Origin of the sequence: Sphingopyxis sp. JAI108, assembly GCF_013410105.1 — a bacterium.
GTDB lineage: Bacteria > Pseudomonadota > Alphaproteobacteria > Sphingomonadales > Sphingomonadaceae > Sphingopyxis > Sphingopyxis chilensis.
Genome location: NZ_JACCCJ010000004.1, coordinates 216626 through 234545 on the forward strand (window position 1 = coordinate 216626; position 17920 = coordinate 234545).

Here is a 17920-nt window from a genome sequence, read left to right on the forward strand (position 1 = left end):
TGTTAATCCTGATCCGCATATGGATTGGCGATGCCCAGCGATGCAAGGGCTTTCACTTCCAGCGCCTCCATCGCGGCGGCCGCAGCGTCGTCCATATGGTCGTATCCGACAAGATGGAGCGTGCCGTGGATGATCAGGTGCGTCGCATGATCGGCGAGCGAAATCCCCTTCTCCTCGGCCTCGCGCAGACAGGTTTCGCGCGCCAGCACGATGTCGCCAAGCAGGATTTCGCCGTCGTCGCTGTTGGCGAGGCTTTCGAGCAGATCGTCCTGAACTTGCGGAAAGGACAGCACATTGGTCGGCTTGTCCTTCCCCCGGAAGTCGCGGTTGAGCGCGTGCACCTCGGCATCGTCGGTAAGGCGTATCGCGATCTCGACCAGCGGTGCGGCGTGGGCGAGCGAAGCGAAGGGCGTCAGCGCCAGCGCGGCCGCTGCGGCCTCCGCAGCGCGCGCGTCCCAATCGAGGGCATCGGGCCACGGGGCCGCGCTATGGGTTTCGACCGAAAGCATGGTCCGGCAACTACCGGCATGGACCGGCGTTGCACAGCGTTAATGCATGTGCCGCAGCTTGTCGGGATTGCGCATCACATAAATGCCCGCGATCTTGCCGTCCTCGATCTCGAGCGCGGTGGTCTGAAGCTCGCCGTCGGCCTCTCGCGTGACGAAGCCCGGCAGACCGTTGATCATGCCGATGTGAACGAGCGTCGAGCCATATTTGCCGAACAGGACCGCAAGGCTGCGGTGCAATTTCATCACCACGTCATAACCCATGATCGGCCCCGTCGCCGCGGGCCGCTTGCCGCCGCCGTCGGCCCACATGCCGACATCGGCCGCGAGAAGCGCGCCGAGCGCACTCATGTCCCCGCTGCGCGACGCCGCGAAAAAGGCATTGGCGATCTGCATCCCCTGTTCCTTTTCGAGCTTGTAGCGCGGCCGTGCGTCGCGGACATGGGTGCGGGCGCGCGCGGCGAGCTGGCGCGTCGCCGCGGGGTCGCGGTCGATCGTCCTCGCGACTTCCTCGAACTCGACGCCGAAGACGTCGTGGAGAAGAAACGCCGCGCGTTCGAGCGGGGAGAGCCGTTCGAGCGCGAGCATCAGCGGGAGGGTGACATCGTCTTCCTCCTCTTCCTCGACCAGCGGATCGGGGAGCCATGGGCCGATGTAGGTCTCGCGCTGCGCACGCGCCGACTTGATCTGGTCGAGGCAGAGCCGCGTCACGGTGCGGCGGAGGAAGGCCGCAGGCTCGCGCACCGCGTCGCGATCGGTGCCGAGCCAGCGGATGAACGCGTCCTGCACCACATCCTCCGCATCGGCAACCGAACCGAGCATCCGGTAGGCGACGCGGGTGAGCAGCGGGCGCAGCGGGTCGAAACTCGCCGCCGCCGCCGCCGCGGTGCCGTTCCGGATACCCTCGGCGGTCATCAGGCGGCCTTCGCCGGCGCGCCGCCCTCGTACCAGAGGTCGAAGCCGACCGCGATCCGGTTCCAGCCATTGATGACATTGATCATCACGGTCAGGTTCATCTGTTCCTCCGCGGTGAAATGCTCGTCGAGCGCTTCGCGAGCCTCTTTCTGTGTGTGCCCTTGCGAAAGGCGGGTCAAGGCGTCGGTCCACGCCAGCGCGGCGCGTTCGCGGGGCGTGAAGACCGGCGCCTCCTGCCACGCCGCGAGCAGGTAGATGCGCTGCTCGGTTTCGCCCTTCGCACGGGCTTCGATCGTGTGCATGTTGATGCAGTTGGCGCAGCCGTTGAGGATCGACGAACGGATCTTCACCAGCTCGATCAGGCTCGACTCAAGGCTGTTCTGCGCCGCGAGGCTGACCGCCATCCACTGCTTCATGAGCTGCGGCGAGGCGGCAAAGGGGTCGGTTACCTTGGACATATCGTGTCTCCTTCAGGGGGTGTACCGACATGACGAGACAGGCGCGTCCGATGTGACATGCGACGCTAAAAATTTTCCGCCTGATCCATTTTCGCGTCATCGCGAGCGCGGCGAAAGAACCAGCAGCAGCCTTGCACCGTTGTGGATTGCCGCGTGCCGTCGCTCCTTGCAATGACGCTTTGAAATGTCGCAGGCTTGTCATAGCATCCCCCGTCTTTTCGAGATGGAGGGGAATGATCATGAAGTTTCTGGGTGGTTTCGGCGAACAGACTTATGCGCTGCTGCGCATCGTCGCGGGCCTGTTGTTCCTCGCGCACGGCGTGCAGAAATTCTTCAATTTCCCTGCCGCCTTCCCGATGCCGCTGAATCCGATGCTCTATGCGGCCGGCGCGATCGAGCTGGTCGCGGGCGCGCTGATCGTCATCGGCCTGTTCACCCGCCCCGCCGCCTTCCTCGCCAGCGGCATGGCGGCGGTGGGTTATTGGGTCGCGCACGGCAGCAAGGGCCTTTATCCGATCGCCAACGGCGGAGAGACGATCGCGCTCTACTGCTTCATCTTCCTGTTCATTGCGACGCGCGGCGCGGGGATCTGGAGTGTCGACGGGGCGAAGAAATAGGGCGTTGCGCTATTATCTCGACGCCGAGTTCAACGGGTTCGGCGGCGCGCTGATCTCGATCGCGCTGGTTCCCGAAAGCGAGGGTGCCCTATCCTTCTACGGCGCGGTCGAATGCCGCGACCCGACGCCCTGGGTTGCGGAGCATGTCCTGCCGAAGCTCGACATCGCGCCGATCTCCTATGCCGAGCTGCAATGGGCGTTCGCCGATTATCTGGCGGCGGACCCAGAGCCGGTGCTGGTCGCCGACTGGCCCGAGGACATCGTCCATGCTGCGCGCCTGATCGTCACCGACGACGGGCGGCGGCTGATCGTCTCGGCGGTGCGCTTCGAGCTGGCCGAAGTGGTGAGTTTCTCGACTGCGGAGCTGAGCCATGTCCCGCATAACGCGTGGCACGATGCGGTGGCGCTCCGCACCTTTTGCATGGCGCGGCGACATGGCTCGGGCTGATCGGCATCGACCGCTTTTTTGGCCGCTGGCGACCAATAGCTGCCGTCAGATATCTCCAAGCCCGTTCGCATCGAGCGAAGTCGAGATGTCCATCGGACTAGGCGTCGCGTCGATGGGTGTCTCGACTTCGCTAGACACGAACGGAAAGAGAGGCGGGAACTCCCCACCCCAAAAGCGGCCTCTCGTCCCGGTCCCCCCAAAAAAACAGAGGGCGGACCTGCGCACCGCCCCCAGTTCGGGCTTCACATGGTGAAGGTCTTCACAGCTTGCGCGTATTCGCCTCGATCAGCTTCTTTGCCGCGGCGATCGCGTTCGCCGACGTCAGTTTATTTTCCTGAATCTCGTCGGCGATTTCGAGCAGGCGGCCGCTGATCACGGTGCCGGTGTCGGCCTTTTCGTCGATCGCGATGCCGCCTTTTGTCGCAGCCACGCGGTCCCATTCGGAGCGCACCGCAGCCCAATAATCCTTGGTCGCGGTCCAATAATCGTCGGCCGCCTTCACGTCATACTGGTCATATTTGATATAGGTGTTGAGGACATATTCCTGAACGATCGGCACGAGCTTGCCGTCCTTCGTCCCCATCTTGATATTGTCCTGCCAGTGGACCCAGCCATCGGGCGACGGCTGGTGGCGGTTGATCGAGAGGTAGCGGTCGTAGACCGGATTGCGCACGGCGTCGCGGCGGGCGAGCGGGCGCCACGTCCAGCTCGAGCGCCAACGGCGAATTCCGCCCTGCGTTTCGAACTGGCCCCAGCCGGCGTAACGCGGGCTGTCGTCGACCTGATAGACGGTCTGCGACCAGCGGCCGGTGCGCATCCGTTCGGGGACGTCTTCCCACGCCCAGGTGTTGCGATCCGAATAGGCGAGGATCTTCGCGGGCTCATATTCCCAATCCTGCCGCCAATGCTTGATGACGAAGCTCTTGTCGTCGTCGCCGGTGATGACGAGCATGTGCTGGAGTATGATCTTGCGCCCCGTGTCCTCGATCACGCGCACGACCTCGTTGCCGCCTGAGCGCTTGGGTTCGAGGACTTCATAATCGGGATCCCAGCGCGTCGATTCCTGCATGTTGAAGCTGACGCGGTAATTGCCCGCCATCGCGAGAATGTCGGCGCGGTCCTGTTCGAAATTGGCGGCGGCGGCCTCGGCGGCGATCGGCGGGTGCGCGGAGGCGACGACGGGCAGCGCGGCGGTGAGCAGCAACAGGCCGGCGGCGAACTTGCGACAGGATTTCATCGGTGCAGTCCTTCTTTCAGAAGCGGAAGCTGAGCGACACGCTCGCGTTGCGGCCGGGCTGGGTATAGGCGTCGGTGACGGTCGAAGTGGACGCGAGCCCGCGCACGTCGCTCCACCACGCATATTTCTCGTCAAGGATATTGAAGACGCCGGCGCGCAGCGTCAGCCCCTGCGCGACCCGCACGAAGGCGGTCGCGTCGAGGATGGTGAAGCCGTCGGGTCGGAAGCATTCGGGGGTGCAAAGCCCCTCGGTCCGCGACGCTTCCTTGCGCGCGCTGTGCGTCATGATCAACTGGCCGCCGAACCGGCCCGCAGGCTCGCGATAGCCGACGCCCGCGACGAGCTTGAGCGGATCGACCGTCGACAGCGGCACGCGCGTGCCGTCGGGCAAAATCTCGTTGCCCTTCGCATAGGATAGGGCGAGCGTCGTATACAGGCCGGACGACGCTCGCCCCTCGAACCGCGCTTCGGCGCCTTTGACGCGGGCGCGGTCGAGATTGACGAATTGATAGACGGCGGGATCGGCCGGCGTGAAGCTGCCGCTCACCACTTCCTGGCTGATGAAATCCTTGTAACGCGCTGAAAAGGCGGTGACGTCGAGGCTGACCTGGTCGCTGGAAAAGCGGATGCCGCCCTCGAAACTTTCGCTGCGTTCAGGGCCGAGATCGGGGTTCGGCGCCGAAGTGTAGCCGAAGGCCAGGTTTTCGAAGAACTGGTTGACCTGCCCCGGCTCGGGCGCCTTGAAGCCGGTCGCATAATTGGCGAACAGACGCACCGTGTCGGTGATTTTCCACACCGCGCCGACCTTGGGCGACAGGCGCGAACCGTCCTGCCCCGCGCCGCTGAACGCCGGAAGCAACGGGTCGTCATCGGGCGACAGATCGTACCAGTCGAAGCGTAGCGCGGGATAGAGGATCAGCCGTCCGTCGGCGATGCTGATTTCGTCGCCCGCGAACAAACCCCCGCGCGTGAAATCGGTGCTCGGGAAGGCGCGCGTCGGAAAGACTTCGCCGGCGGGCGGGATGGTGCCCTCGCGCAGCCCGCGCTGGCGCGTCTTGCTGACGTCGCCGCCGAAGACAAGGCGATGCGCGATCGTGCCGGTCGCAAAGTCGGCGCGCGCATCGGCCGAGGCGCCGATCACGCGGTTTTCGAACGTATTGAGCCGCGTGCGGTCGGCGAGCGGCGTGCGATCCTCTTCGGTATATTGATTGTCTTCGCCGTCCTGCCAGTAAAGCGCGACGCGGGCGAAATCGATCGTGCCCTCGCCTTCCCAGCTCCAGTCGAGCGATACACGCTTGCGTTCGCCGCTGTCGAAACCTTCGAGCCGTTCGACCGACGCGCTGAGGCCTGTGAGGCCGTTGGTGTAGAGGTGCGTGTCGAGATATTCGCCGGTCAGGCGCAGCTTGTGGCCGTTCGCGGGGTCGTAGACGATACGGGCAAGCGCGGCGTTCGAGCGGCCGTCCTGCGGATTGGGTTCGGTGCGCAGCGCGCCCGTTCCGCCGACCTCGCCCTTGTTGTCCAATTCCCGCCAGTCGCGGCGGGTATAAGCCGCCATGACCGACCAGTCGCCGCTGCGCCCCGCGAGGATCGCCGTTTCGCTGAACTCCTCGTCGGCGCTGCTGTAGCCGGCGCGCAGTAGCCCGCCGACATTCTTGCCGGCCTCGATGAAATCGACGGGATCGGCGGTGATGAAGCTGACCGCGCCAGCAAGCCCGTCGCTGCCATAGAGCGCCGACGAGGGACCGCGCAGGATTTCGACCGACTTGATAAGGCCGAGGTCGACATAGTCGCCGCGCCCCGACGCCTGCGCGCCGAAGCTGAAACCGTCGGGGACGCGCACGCCGTCGACCTGGATCAGCACGCGGTTCCCGCCAATCCCGCGGATGTTGAAGCTGTCGTTACCGGCGCGTCCGATCGCACCCAACGCGGCGCCGAAACGCGCGGGCTGGCGCTGGACGCTGACGCCGGGCTCGAAGCGGACGAGGTCGCGGATGTCGGTGACCAGTTCGTCGGCGATCTGCTCGTCGCTCTTGACGCTGACGGTGACGGGCAGGTCTTCGGCCTTAACCGCGGTGCGCGTCGCGGTCACGACGATCTGACTCTTGCGGAGCGCCCAATATTCGCCGTCATTGTCCTGAGCAAAGGCCGGTGCGGCGGTCGCGGCGAGCGCGAAGCCCAAAGCGCTTCCTGCGACCAGGCGGGATACAGACGGCGAACGAGAGCTATACAATTTTCTTCCCCTGACTGTATTGCGATTGCTTCGCAATAGCTGCTCGCTAGGCGCGTCAGCTCAGGAGGTCAACATGCTATTGATAATCGTTTGCCAGAATACCGAGAGTATCGCGCCATCATGCGAGCGCAGCGAAGCAATCCAGAGCAGCTGCCTCGCCCTGAATGGTTTCGCTGCGTTCGCAATGACGCTTCAGATAGGGCTAGGATCCCGGCCCTTCATACGCCTCGACAATCCGCCCGACGATCGGGTGGCGCACCACGTCGGCGCTGGTGAAGCGGCTGACGTTGATGCCCTCGAGCCCCTCGAGCCGCGCGACCGCGTCGGCAAGACCCGAGGTTGCGGGGATCGGCAGGTCGACCTGCTTGGGGTCGCCGCAGATCACCATGCGGCTGTTCATGCCGAAGCGCGTCAGGAACATCTTCATCTGCGGGATCGTCGTGTTCTGCGCCTCGTCGAGGATGATGAAGGCGTCCGCAAGCGTGCGGCCGCGCATGAAGGCGAGCGGCGCGATTTCGATCTCCCCCGACGCAATGCGGCGCTCGACTTGCTCCGCCGGGAGGCAATCGTGGAGCGCGTCGTAGAGCGGTCGCAGATAGGGATCGACCTTTTCCTTCATGTCGCCGGGCAGGAAGCCGAGTTTCTCGCCCGCCTCGACCGCGGGGCGCGAGAGGATGAGGCGCTGAACGCTGCCGGTGATGAGCTGCGCCACCGCCTGCGCCACCGCGAGATAGGTCTTGCCGGTGCCCGCCGGGCCGAGCGCGAAAATCACATCCTCGCGCGCAAGCGCCTGCATATAGGGAATCTGTGACGGCGCGCGGGGCACGATCGTCTTCTTGCGCGTACGGATCATCACCGGCGGCGCTTCGTTCGCATCGTGGCGGATGATGCCGTCGAGCGTCGGCTGCGCCGACATCGCGATTACGCCGTCGACCATGCCGGCATCAACCTCCTGCCCCTTTTCGATGCGGTCATAAAGGTCGGTGAGCACGTCGCGTGCGCGCGCCGCCGCTTCGGCCTCGCCCTCGATCTGCACGCGATTGCCGCGCGCCGAGATATAGACGCCAAGCCGGTTTTCGATCGCGACGAGATTGCGGTCGAACTCACCGAAGAGGATGCCCAAAAGCTGCGTTCGCTCGAATTCCGCCGTCAATCGGACGCGGTCGCCGGGTTCGGCGGGGGCGGAGGCGGTCAGCGGGCGTTTGGACACGTGGGCAAGGCTCCTTCGATCGAGAACCGGACTGTAAACCCGCAAAGACGGGAGTCCATCACCTGCAGGTTCGGAATGTGACGGAAGCAGACGGAGTGTGTCTTCGCGGAGACAGTTTCCGCCAGCCGCACTAGGCGATCGCTTCCATCAGCGGCTCGGCGCCGAGGCTGTTCGGCCCGGCCGAGGTAATCCGCACGTCGATCATGTCGCCGATTGCGAGGCCCGGCGCAGTGACGTGCACCGACTGGAGCCACGGCGACTTGCCTATGAGCTGGCCTTCGAGCTTGCCCTTGCGTTCGAGGAGCAGGCGCGTCGTGCGGCCAACCGTCGCGGCGTTGAATGCCTGTTGCTGCTCGTTGAGCAAGGCCTGCAGCCGCTGGAGACGGTCGTTCATCGTCGCTTCGGAAATCTGGCCGTCCATCGTCGCCGCGGGCGTGCCGGGGCGGCGCGAATATTTGAAGCTGTACGCCATCGCGTAGTTCGTCGCGCGGACGATATCGAGCGTGGCCTGAAAATCTTCCTCGCTCTCGCCGGGGAAGCCGACGATGAAGTCGCCCGAGATCGCGATGTCGGGGCGTGCCGCGCGAACACGCTCGATGACGCGAAGGTAGCTTTCCACGCTGTGGCTGCGGTTCATCGCCGCGAGGATGCGGTCGCTGCCCGCCTGCACCGGCAGGTGGAGGAAGGGCATCAGCTTGTCGACCTCGCCATGCGCCGCGATCAGCCCGTCGGTCATGTCGTTGGGATGGCTGGTCGTATAGCGGATGCGCTCGAGCCCGTCTTCGCGCGCGAGTTCGCGGATCAGGCCGTCGAGGCCGATCGCCCGGCCCCGGTCATCCTCGCCATCCCATGCGTTGACATTCTGGCCGAGCAGCGTGATTTCGCGTACCCCGCCTGCCACCAGCGCGCGCGCCTCGGCAATCAGGTCGCCGAAGGGCCGGCTGATCTCGGCCCCGCGCGTGTACGGCACGACGCAGTAAGTGCAGAATTTGTCGCAACCTTCCTGCACGGTCAGGAAGGCGGTCGGGCGCTGGCCGCCGGCGCGTTTGGGGAGCGCGCCGAACTTGCTTTCGAGCGGCATGTCGAGGTCGATCGCCTTTTCGCCCTTTTCGGCACGCGCGATCAACTCGGGCAGGCGATGATAGGCCTGCGGGCCGACGACGACATCGACGCTCGGCGCGCGACGCGCGATCTCGGCGCCCTCGGCCTGCGCGACGCAGCCCGCGACCGCGATCGTCGGCGTGCTCCCGTCCTCGCGCTTCAGCCGGCCGATGTCCGAATAGACTTTCTCTGCCGCTTTCTCTCGGATGTGGCAGGTGTTGAGCACGACAAGATCGGCGTCGGCGCCGTCGGCGGCCGGGACATAGCCTTGCGCGCCCAGCATCTCGGCCATGCGCTCGCCGTCATAGACGTTCATCTGGCAGCCGAAGGATTTGACGTGAAAGGTTTTGCCGGAATTCTGGGATGAGTCGGATTTCATCGGCGCGCTATAGGCGATGGAGGGTCACGGCGGAAGGGCGCGCGACCTCGGCCATCCGCGCCGTGATCGCCGCGCGAGCGGCCTCCGCCAATATCTTGCGATCGCTCTCGACGATGTCGGGCAGCGGATCGAGATAATGGATAGTGAGATGAACCGGGCGCTTGCGCGCGAGCAGCCGCTTGAAATTATCGAGCCCCGATTCAGGGTCGAGCCAGGCGATATCGTTCGCCTCATCGCCATAGTCGAGCAATACCGGCTGGACGCGCAGTTTCGGCGGCGTCGGGATCACCGCCTGGAACAAGGAGGCACGGAAGGGCAGCAGGCCGTCGCCTGGCCCCGTCGTGCCTTCAGGGAACAGTGTAACGGGACGCCCGCGTGCGAGCGCATTGCGCAGGTCGTTCGCCTGATTGTGAATCTCGCGCCGCGCCTCGCGCTGGACATAGACCGTGTGGTTCTGGTCGGCGAGCCAGCCGACGAGCGGCGCGGAGCCGATTTCCGCCTTCGAAACGAAGGCAGAGCGCGCGGCACCGCCGAGCGCAAGAATGTCGAGCCAGCTGACATGGTTGGAAACGAAAAGCACATCGCGCCGGAGCCGCGTGCCCGTCGTGCGGATGCGCAGCCCCGCGATCCATCCGACGGCATTGAGGAAGGCCATGACCATCGGCGACGGACGGCCGACCGCGCGGTAGAGAAGATGCGGGACGATCAGAAAAAGGAGCGTCAGCACCATCAGGGCGAGACGGGCGACCGTCCGCCAGGTGATCGAGGTTCGATCAGTCGCGCTTGCGATCGATGGCGACACCATAAAGCTCCATGCGGTGGTCGACGAGGCGGAATCCCAGCCGTTCGGCGATCACCTTTTGCAACGCTTCGAGTTCGGGATCGACGAATTCGATCACATTGCCTGTTTCGACGTCGATCAGATGGTCGTGATGCGCCTCGGGCGCGGCTTCGTAGCGCGAGCGTCCGTCGCCGAAATCGTGACGGTCGAGGATGCCCGCCTCTTCGAACAGGCGGACGGTGCGGTAAACGGTCGCGATCGAGATGCCGCTGTCGATCTTCGACGCGCGCTCATACAGCGTTTCGACGTCGGGATGATCCTCCGAATCCGAGATGACGCGCGCGATGATGCGGCGCTGTTCGGTGATGCGCAGGCCCTTTTCGTGGCACAGGGCTTCGAGATCGATATTACCGGACATGCTTGCCTTTCCTGCAGATGCAGCCGCGTCTGTATTTGTTGCAAACTGTATAGGGACGCCCCGCGAATAGGACAAGGGCGGCGCCCGACGGGCGCCGCCCTTCCCTGCTCCGGGCGGAGCGATTTATCGCGAGTATCAGGCCTTGGCCTTGCGCTTGCGCCCGCCGCCACGGCCCTTGGTGCCGAGGCCGATTTCCTTTGCCAGCGCGCGGCGCTTTTCGGCATAGTTGGGCGCGACCATCGGATAGTCGGCAGGCAGGCCCCATTTGGCGCGATAGTCGTCGGGGGTCATGCCGTAATGCGTCATCAGGTGACGGCGGAGCATCTTCAACTTCTTGCCGTCCTCCAGACAGACGATGTAATCGGGTTTGACCGAAGTGCGGATCGAGACCGCCGGCACCAGCTTTTCCTCGACGACCGGCTCGGCCCCGAGGCCCGACAGCGCGGCGTGGACATTATTGATCAAAATGGAGAGATCTGAAATCGCGACGCTGTTGTTGCTGACATGCGCCGCGACAATATCGGCGGTCAGCGTAACGAGCATCTCATTGGTGTCGGCTTGATCGGACATGAGACTATTCCTTGTTTTCGATTACCCAGAAGCATAGCGGCGAATATTGGATTTTTTCTTTCGCCGCACGGTTTAGTGCCACTTTGGATGTAATTCCGCAATCACCGATCAGCCGGTTTGGCTTGTCCCCGCCGACTGGCGCATTGTAATTGCATCGCGAAGCTTGCCGTCATGGCCGCGATAATAGGCAGGCCGCCGCCCGCACTCCGTAAAACCTGTGCGCTCATAAAGATGAATCGCGCCATTGTCGGCCCGCATTTCAAGGAAATAGTCTTCGGCGCCCTGTTCGCCGGCCCAGGCACGCCAGTCGTCGATCAATAATCGGCCGATCCCGCGACCGCGAAACTGCGGATCGACCGCGAGCAACAAGAGCTCGCTTTCCGGGCCGGCGATCCTTGCGGCGGAAAATCCGCACGCATGGTCCCCGTCCCAGGCCAGGCACACGCGCGCCGACGGCAGCGCGAACAGGGTCAAAAGCTGCGCGCCGGTCCATGCCTCGCCATAGGCGGGCTCGAACGCGGCATCCATCACGCGCATCACCGCGGCGAGATCGCCGACGCGGGCGGTGGCGAGACGAATAGCGGTCGTCATGCCGGCGGCGCCATCGGCTTGGCGTCGGGCGCACGACCGTAAATCGGGCTCGGCCGGTCGATCATTGCACCCGCGGGCAACCGTGAGAAGGCGCGCGCGTCGGGCAGCACCGCCAGCGCGCGTCCCGAGCCGCGTTTTGCGACGAAGGCTTCGGAGCGGTTGCCGACGACCAGCGCGTCTGCGAGCCGGACGGCCTCCTCCGGGAGCAGCGATCGAAGCTCGGCGCGCGACGCAAGGTCGGCCGTGAAAGGCTGAACGAACCATTGGCCGTGGCCGCCTTCCATCACCACCAGCGCGCCGTCCGCCGCGGCAATCTCGTCCGCCGCAGCAGCGGCAACGAGGGCGAGCGTCGAAAAACCATGCACTGGCACCTGCCATCCGAGCGCGAACGCACGCGCCGCTGCCACGCCGATCCGCACGCCGGCAAAGCTGCCTGGGCCGCACCCGACGGCGATCGCCTCGGCGCGGCCTCCGCCAGCGAGTTCAGCGACCAGCGGGACGAGGCGCTCGGCGTGGCCGCGCCCGATCACTTCGTGGCGATGATCGACGACTGCGCCCGCCTCGATCAGCGCCACCGAGCAGGCTTCGCTCGCCGAATCGATGACAAGGTGGCGCATGGATGGGGCGCGGGCCGTTCAGGCGATGCGGTTGAAGCGCGCGAAGTCGGGGCGCGGGCTGCGCTCGAAAATACTCGCGGGATCGCCATAGCCGAGGGTCGAGATGAAATTGCTCTTCACCTTGGGCTGGTCGGCGAAAAAGGCCTCGTCGACGGCGGCGTTGTTGAAGCCCGACATCGGGCCGGTGCCGAGCCCGAGGGCGCGCGCGGCGAGGATGAAATAGGCGCCTTGCAGGCTCGAATTGCGGAAAGCCGTTACTTTCGCATGCTCCTCGTTACCGGCAAACCAGCTGCGCGCATCGGTGTGCGGGAAAAATTCTGGCAGATGCTCGTAAAATTCGGTGTCCATCGCGATGATCGCCGTGACCGGCGCCGCGAGGATCTTTTCTTCATTCCCCGGAATGGCGAGCGCCGCGAGCTTTTGCTTCGCTTCGTCCGACACGCACCAGACGATCCGCGCCGGCAGGCCGTTCGCGCTGGTCGGGCCGAACTTCATCAAGTCCCAGATCGCGTAGAGCTGCGCTTCGGAAACGGGCTTGTCGAGATAGCCGTTATAGGTACGCGCGGTGCGAAACAGCTGGTCGAGGGCGCTGTCGGAAAGCGGCTCGCTCATAGGGCATCTCCTGAAATGATTTGGTCAGACGGCGTGAACTGCCGTTACCTCAGGCACATAATGTTTCAAGAGGGACTCGATGCCATTCTTCAGCGTCGCGGTCGAGGACGGGCAGCCCGCGCAGGCGCCCTGCATCTTCAGATACACATTGCCCTTGTCGAAACCGCGATAGACGATATCGCCGCCGTCGTTGGCGACCGCAGGGCGGACGCGCGTTTCAATGAGTTCCTTGATCTGGTCGATGATGTCGGCATCGGCGGGATCGTCGGCGAACCCTTCATCCTCCGCCGGCACCGAAAAGCCCGCGCTGGCGGCGTTGAACAGCGGCACTTCGGCGAGGAAATGATCCATCACGATGCCGAGTATGTCGGGCTTCACATCGGCCCATTCGGCACCGGGGGCGATCGTCACCGACACGAAATCACGACCAAAGAACACGCCGGTCACATCGCCGAGCGAGAAAAGCGCGCTCGCGAGCGGCGAAGTTTCCGCCTCTTCGGGGCTGGCAAAGTCGCGTGTTCCCGCCTCCATCACCGCCCGGCCGGGCATGAATTTGAGCGTCGCGGGATTGGGCGTCGATTCGGTTTCAATCAGCATGGGGCGCATGTGGGGCTCCGGCGCCCTTTGTGCAAGGCGCTCTGCGGCGCTAAACCCCAGCGATGCGCCGCTTCACCCACTTTGCCGCCCTCGACTGGTCGGGCGCCCGCGGCGAGCGCCAGCGCGGGATCGCGCTCGCGCTCGCGAGCGCCGCGGCGGCGCCAGCGCTCGTACGGCCGGGCCATATATGGTCGCGCGCCGAAGTACTCGCCTGGCTTGAAGGCGTCGCGGACGCGGGCGAAGATATGCTGATCGGCTTCGATTTCTCGGCCGCCTTCGCCTTTGCCGATCGGGAGGCATATTTCCCCGAGTGGACCGATAGTCCGGCCGACATCCCGGCGCTTTGGGCGCTCGTCGAGCGTCTCGCGCAAGGCGATCCGCACTATGAAGCCGGCGCGTTCCTCGCGCACCCCGACGCGCGGCGCCACTTTCGCCACGGCCGGGACGATGTCGGCGATCTCTTCCTTCCCGGCGCGGGCCGCCTGCGGATCGTCGAGCAATATCAACGCGCGACGAAGCAGGCCGCGAGCGTGAGCAATTTCAATCTCGTCGGCGCGGCTCAGGTCGGCAAGGCGAGCCTCGCCGGCATGCGCCTGCTGCACCGGTTGTCGGGCCGAATACCGTTGTGGCCGCTCGATCCGGTTCCCGCCTGCGGCCCGCTGCTCGTCGAAATCTACACGAGCCTTGCCGCGCGCGCAGCCGGCCTGCCACCCGGACGCAGCAAGATTCGCGACGGCGCGACGCTCGATACCGCGCTAACGGCGCTGGGGTCGCCGCCGGCAGGCTTTCGCGGGCCGGTGAGCGATCATGCGAGCGACGCGCTGCTGACCGCCGCTTGGCTGCGGGCGATCGCAAGCGATGCCGCCCCTTGGTCACCCCAGCCGCTGACCGAAGCTCTCGCCAAAACCGAAGGCTGGACTTTCGGCATCGTCTGACGATTCCGCTGTGCCGCATTTTACCGAATGTCCGCTGTTTCCATCGGGTCGAAAAATGCTTAGGGGAACGCGAGCGCCGGCTTAGCTCAGTTGGTAGAGCACCTGATTTGTAATCAGGGGGCCACGGGTTCGAATCCTGTAGCCGGCACCATTACTGCGTTGGACTCCAGCGGCTTTCAGGAAACCCATAGGAAAGCGGGCGCTGAGAGGCCGCGCGCGCGGCATAGACGGTATAACCGCAAAGCAAGCCATAGAGCGCCAGCCCCTCGACCTGCCAGAAGGGCATCGTCGCCATGTTGAGCAGGAAGAAGGCGAAATGCGCAGCGATCAGCAGGAAGCGGTCGCCGCGCGCCGCCGCCGCCGCCGCGAACATCACCGTCCACAGCGCGATCATCGCCGCCACGCCGAACCAGCCGAGTTCGTAGAGCGTCGCCACCAGCGTATTGTGCGGATAGACCTTGAACACGCCCTCCCAGCTTTCCGGCCCCATGCCGAACAGATGCTGGAGCGGCGTGCCATCGGCCCAGGCGTAGATATAGCTGCTCCAGATCAGCGGCCGGCCCGACATCACCTGGCGCTCGAGAAGGTCGAAGTCGCGCGGCGGCTTGATCAGCGCCGACGGGTCCGCGAGGAAGGCGGCGAGATCGGCGAAACTCTCACCGTAAGACAGCGCCGCGACCGAAAATAGCAGCACGCCTGCGACCGCCGCTGTGGCCGCCATCGCCCCGCGCTGGTCGCGCCGCACGCTCATCGTCAGTCCGCTCAGGAAAACCGCAAGAGCGAGCGGCGCGAGCGCAAGGATCGTGGTGCGATAGCCCGCGAGCAGGATAGCGATGAACGTCGCGGACAGAAAGGCGATACGTACCGCGCGCGGCGCCGACCGCGCGAATCCGCCGACCATGAACCCCGTCAAGAGCGCGACCGAGAAGGCCGCCTCGTGATTATAGCCGCCGATCCAGACCAGCCCGTCGCCGTCCTCCGCGCCCTTTGGCATATTGAATGCCAGCGACAGCGCCTGAAAGACGAGCAGCGGCAGGAACGAAACCATCGCCCAGTTCAGGAAACGCGCCTCGGCATCCTGGCGCAGCGCTTGAAACGCGGCGACCATGATCACGATCATATAGGCATATTTCACCGCAACATTGATGCCGCCCGCGGCATCGCCGTTCAGGCTGGCGCTGACCAGCGCGAGCACGACGAGGACATAAACGGGCAACAGCCATTTGAGCCCCAGATTGGCGGGCCGGACGACAAAGAGCAGCCCGAAGCCGGTCACCGCGATCGAGAGCAGGGCATTGCCCGAAAGCCCGCCTGCGAACGGCTGGAACATATAAAGATGATAGGCGCCCGCAGCGTAGCGAAGCCAGAGCGCCACCACCACGAACGCGCCCGCCATGCTGCCCGCCCGCCGCGCCGCGATGACGAGCGGGACGAGCAGCAACAGCGTGACGGGCACCAATATGCCAAGCCCGAAGGCCGGGCCATAAGGCAGCGCCGGCGTGGTCACGGCCCCGCCCGGTCAGTCGGCATAATAGGGGCGGTACGCCTTGAGGAAGGTCCCGCCATCTTCATAACCGGCGCGCTCCTGCTCGTGAACGTCGACCAGCGTGAGTACCGCGCCCAATATTTCGGCATGGACGTCGTACAGCCGCCGCAGCGCCACCGACGCCGCCTTCGACGGCGTCCGGCGCCAGCGCACGAGGAATACCACGCCGTCGGCCATGCTGGCGATCACGCGCGCCTCGTCGACCGGCAGGACCGGCGGCGTATCGAGGATCACAAGATCATAGCGTTCGCGCACCTGCTCGATCAGCTCGGCCAGTCGCGGACTCTCCGTCAAGCCGATGCCTTTCGAATCGAGCCGCTGCGGAAGAATGCAGGCGTCCGACAGGCTGTCCTTGACGATCGCCTGCTCCAACGTCGCCTCGCCCGCCAGCACCTCGTCGAGGCCGAGCGATACGCCCTCGGCGAACTGCCGGCTCGATGCGCGCCGGCGGGCGTCGGCATCGATCAGCAGTACCTTGCCGCCCGCCGCGGCCATTGCGCGGGCCAAGCCCATCGCGGTGGTCGTCTTGCCTTCGCCCGGCACCGCCGAGGTGATCGCGACGACGCGCACCGCCTTTGGCGCCTCGGCGAACTGGATCGAGGTGCGCAAGGTCCGGAACGCTTCGGCGTAGGTCGATTGCGGCCGCTTGAGCAGCAGTTCCGCTGGCGGGGCCGGCAGGCCCGACTTGCGATAACCGGGAAGCGTCCGCGCGTCGGGGATCGAGGCGAGCGTCGCCAGCCCCAGCGTTTCCTCGATCGCGTCGCTCGTCTCTAGCCCGCGCTCGAGCAATTGCAGCAGCACTACAAGGAGCACGCCGATGCCGAGCCCGCCGACCACCGCCATCGCGGCATAGATCAACATGTTCGGCGAGCTTGGCGCGCCCGGAACGCGCGCGCGGCTGACGATGTAGGAATCGCTTTGCTCCAACCCCGATTGCGCGACCGTCTGGCGATAGCGGTCGAGGAACGCCTGATAGAGCGTCCGCGCCGATTCGGCGTTTCGTTCGAGCTCGCCCAGTCGCACCGACGCTTCATTGTCGCTCGCGAGCTTCCCCTGCGTCTGCGCGACCGAACCGGCGAGCGACGCCGCGCGCTGATTGGCGATACTCGCCTGGATCGACGCGTTGGCGACGATGCGCTGCACTTCGGCCGCGATATGCTGATCGGCGGTGCGGAGCTGGTTTTGCGCCTGGACGAGCGCGGGATGACGCGGACCATAGCGTTTTTCGAGCGCCGCAACCTCGCGCGCCGCCTCGGCGCGCTGGGCCCGGAGCTGGCTGACCACGGGAGAGTCGAGCGAATCGCCGAGTTCCTCGCCGCTCCGCCCGCCGCGCAATTGCGTGCGGGCCGCCGAAAGCCGCGCCTGCGCCGCAGCATTTTCCGCCTTGGCCTGCGCGAGCTGCGTCGAAAGGCCCGACAGTTCCTGCTGGGTTACCGTGCTGGCTTCGGACACGGTGAAAAGATTATTCGCGGCACGATAGTCCGCGACCGCGCGTTCGGCGCCGAGAACCTGCGCGCGCAGGTCCTGAAGCCGCTCTTCGAGGAATCCGCGCGCGCGCTGGGTCGCCTCCGCCTTCGAACCCGCCTGGCCTGAGACATAATTATCGACCAGCGCATTGGCTATCTGCGCCGCCCGGACCGGGGTATTGCCCTCGAACGACACGCTGATCGCATAGGAGAGCCCGTCGCGCTTCACCGTCAGGCCGCCGAGCAGCGTGCCGATCGCGCGCTGGCGACCGATCAGGTCGGGCTGCGTCGCAGGCGGACCCTGTGTTGCCGCCTCGTTGAAAGCGGGATCGCGGGCAAGCCGCAACCGGTCGACCACCCGCCCGATCAGTTCCGGCGAGCGCAGCGCCTGCACTTCGGTATCGACCGCCGCCGAATCGGGGTCGGCGGTCGGGATGACCGAATCGACGTTGATCACGCGCTCGGCCGTCCGTTCGAGCGCGACCTGCGCGGTCGCGAGATAGCGGGGCTCGGCAACGAGATAGGCGGCCGCGGCGACGACGATCGCCGCGATCATCGCCGCGCACAGCACCATCCATCGCCGGCGCAATATCGCGCCGACGTGGCGCAGGTCGATCAGCGCGCCGCGATCGACCTGCGGGTCCGCTTCCCTGCGGAGCGGTACACGCCTTGAAAGTGCATCCATA

The 17920-nt window shown here is 65.4% G+C and carries 19 protein-coding genes and 1 tRNA gene; 4 read left to right on the plus strand and 16 right to left on the minus strand.

Annotated elements, in window-relative coordinates:
• Nucleotides 1-2 precede the first annotated feature (2 nt).
• Genes ybeY through HDC29_RS17330 form a run of 3 tightly spaced genes read right to left on the minus strand, consistent with a single transcriptional unit; the run spans nucleotide 3 to nucleotide 1879 of the window.
• Nucleotides 3-509 carry an rRNA maturation RNase YbeY gene (gene ybeY, locus HDC29_RS17320; protein ID WP_179499536.1) on the minus strand — a complete coding sequence of 169 codons (507 nt, stop codon included), beginning with the start codon at nucleotides 507-509 and terminating at the stop codon, nucleotides 3-5.
• Between the two features lie 39 nt (nucleotides 510-548).
• On the minus strand, nucleotides 549-1421 hold the full coding sequence (locus HDC29_RS17325; RefSeq protein WP_179499537.1) for a sigma-70 family RNA polymerase sigma factor: 873 nt from the start codon (nucleotides 1419-1421) through the stop codon (nucleotides 549-551).
• Entirely contained in the window at nucleotides 1421-1879 is a 459-nt protein-coding gene (locus tag HDC29_RS17330) for a carboxymuconolactone decarboxylase family protein (protein WP_179499538.1), read from the minus strand. The genes HDC29_RS17325 and HDC29_RS17330 overlap by 1 nt, the downstream gene beginning before the upstream one ends.
• A gap of 233 nt (nucleotides 1880-2112) precedes the next feature.
• Here HDC29_RS17330 and HDC29_RS17335 point away from each other — a divergent pair, with 233 nt between their 5' ends.
• Both HDC29_RS17335 and HDC29_RS17340 read left to right on the plus strand, forming a co-directional pair.
• Nucleotides 2113-2496: a DoxX family protein gene (locus HDC29_RS17335; protein WP_373562830.1), complete on the plus strand. Its 384-nt coding sequence runs from the start codon at nucleotides 2113-2115 to the stop codon at nucleotides 2494-2496.
• Nucleotides 2497-2500: 4 nt separating this feature from the next.
• The gene (locus tag HDC29_RS17340) at nucleotides 2501-2944 is read left to right on the plus strand and encodes a hypothetical protein (RefSeq protein ID WP_179499539.1); all 444 of its coding nucleotides are present in this window, start codon (nucleotides 2501-2503) and stop codon (nucleotides 2942-2944) included.
• Between the two features lie 259 nt (nucleotides 2945-3203).
• Here HDC29_RS17340 and HDC29_RS17345 read toward each other — a convergent pair whose 3' ends face one another.
• From HDC29_RS17345 to HDC29_RS17395, 11 genes are all read right to left on the minus strand, one after another.
• Nucleotides 3204-4181 carry a DUF6607 family protein gene (locus HDC29_RS17345; protein ID WP_179499540.1) on the minus strand — a complete coding sequence of 326 codons (978 nt, stop codon included), beginning with the start codon at nucleotides 4179-4181 and terminating at the stop codon, nucleotides 3204-3206.
• Between the two features lie 16 nt (nucleotides 4182-4197).
• Complete coding sequence (locus tag HDC29_RS17350; protein WP_257018354.1) at nucleotides 4198-6360, minus strand: TonB-dependent hemoglobin/transferrin/lactoferrin family receptor; 2163 nt, start codon at nucleotides 6358-6360, stop codon at nucleotides 4198-4200.
• A 253-nt stretch (nucleotides 6361-6613) separates the two neighbouring features.
• A complete protein-coding gene (locus HDC29_RS17355) occupies nucleotides 6614-7621 on the minus strand; it encodes a PhoH family protein (protein ID WP_179499541.1) in 1008 nt (335 codons plus the stop codon).
• Nucleotides 7622-7751: 130 nt separating this feature from the next.
• Complete coding sequence (gene miaB / locus HDC29_RS17360) at nucleotides 7752-9101, minus strand: tRNA (N6-isopentenyl adenosine(37)-C2)-methylthiotransferase MiaB (protein ID WP_179499542.1); 1350 nt, start codon at nucleotides 9099-9101, stop codon at nucleotides 7752-7754.
• A 7-nt stretch (nucleotides 9102-9108) separates the two neighbouring features.
• Nucleotides 9109-9906, minus strand: a complete 798-nt coding sequence (locus HDC29_RS17365) for a 1-acyl-sn-glycerol-3-phosphate acyltransferase (protein ID WP_218844706.1) — start codon at nucleotides 9904-9906, stop codon at nucleotides 9109-9111.
• The gene (locus tag HDC29_RS17370; protein ID WP_037555319.1) at nucleotides 9875-10300 is read right to left on the minus strand and encodes a Fur family transcriptional regulator; all 426 of its coding nucleotides are present in this window, start codon (nucleotides 10298-10300) and stop codon (nucleotides 9875-9877) included. The genes HDC29_RS17365 and HDC29_RS17370 overlap by 32 nt, the downstream gene beginning before the upstream one ends.
• Nucleotides 10301-10435: 135 nt before the next feature.
• A complete protein-coding gene (locus tag HDC29_RS17375) occupies nucleotides 10436-10870 on the minus strand; it encodes a MucR family transcriptional regulator (protein WP_179499543.1) in 435 nt (144 codons plus the stop codon).
• 108 nt (nucleotides 10871-10978) lie between these two features.
• Nucleotides 10979-11461 (minus strand): GNAT family N-acetyltransferase, encoded by a 483-nt coding sequence (locus HDC29_RS17380; protein WP_257018355.1) that lies wholly within the window; start codon nucleotides 11459-11461, stop codon nucleotides 10979-10981.
• On the minus strand, nucleotides 11458-12078 hold the full coding sequence (gene tsaB, locus HDC29_RS17385) for a tRNA (adenosine(37)-N6)-threonylcarbamoyltransferase complex dimerization subunit type 1 TsaB (protein WP_179499544.1): 621 nt from the start codon (nucleotides 12076-12078) through the stop codon (nucleotides 11458-11460). The genes HDC29_RS17380 and tsaB overlap by 4 nt, the downstream gene beginning before the upstream one ends.
• Nucleotides 12079-12096: 18 nt before the next feature.
• A complete protein-coding gene (locus HDC29_RS17390; RefSeq protein WP_179499545.1) occupies nucleotides 12097-12690 on the minus strand; it encodes a malonic semialdehyde reductase in 594 nt (197 codons plus the stop codon).
• Between the two features lie 24 nt (nucleotides 12691-12714).
• The gene (locus HDC29_RS17395) at nucleotides 12715-13287 is read right to left on the minus strand and encodes a NifU family protein (RefSeq protein WP_179499621.1); all 573 of its coding nucleotides are present in this window, start codon (nucleotides 13285-13287) and stop codon (nucleotides 12715-12717) included.
• Between the two features lie 62 nt (nucleotides 13288-13349).
• On the opposite strand from HDC29_RS17395, the gene HDC29_RS17400 reads away from it, so the two are divergent.
• Nucleotides 13350-14222, plus strand: a complete 873-nt coding sequence (locus HDC29_RS17400; RefSeq protein WP_179499546.1) for a hypothetical protein — start codon at nucleotides 13350-13352, stop codon at nucleotides 14220-14222.
• A gap of 75 nt (nucleotides 14223-14297) precedes the next feature.
• A tRNA-Thr gene (locus tag HDC29_RS17405) sits at nucleotides 14298-14373 on the plus strand.
• Here HDC29_RS17405 and HDC29_RS17410 read toward each other — a convergent pair.
• A complete protein-coding gene (locus tag HDC29_RS17410) occupies nucleotides 14374-15729 on the minus strand; it encodes a hypothetical protein (protein WP_179499547.1) in 1356 nt (451 codons plus the stop codon).
• Between the two features lie 12 nt (nucleotides 15730-15741).
• Nucleotides 15742-17919 carry a polysaccharide biosynthesis tyrosine autokinase gene (locus HDC29_RS17415; RefSeq protein WP_179499548.1) on the minus strand — a complete coding sequence of 726 codons (2178 nt, stop codon included), beginning with the start codon at nucleotides 17917-17919 and terminating at the stop codon, nucleotides 15742-15744.
• Nucleotide 17920 lies beyond the last annotated feature (1 nt).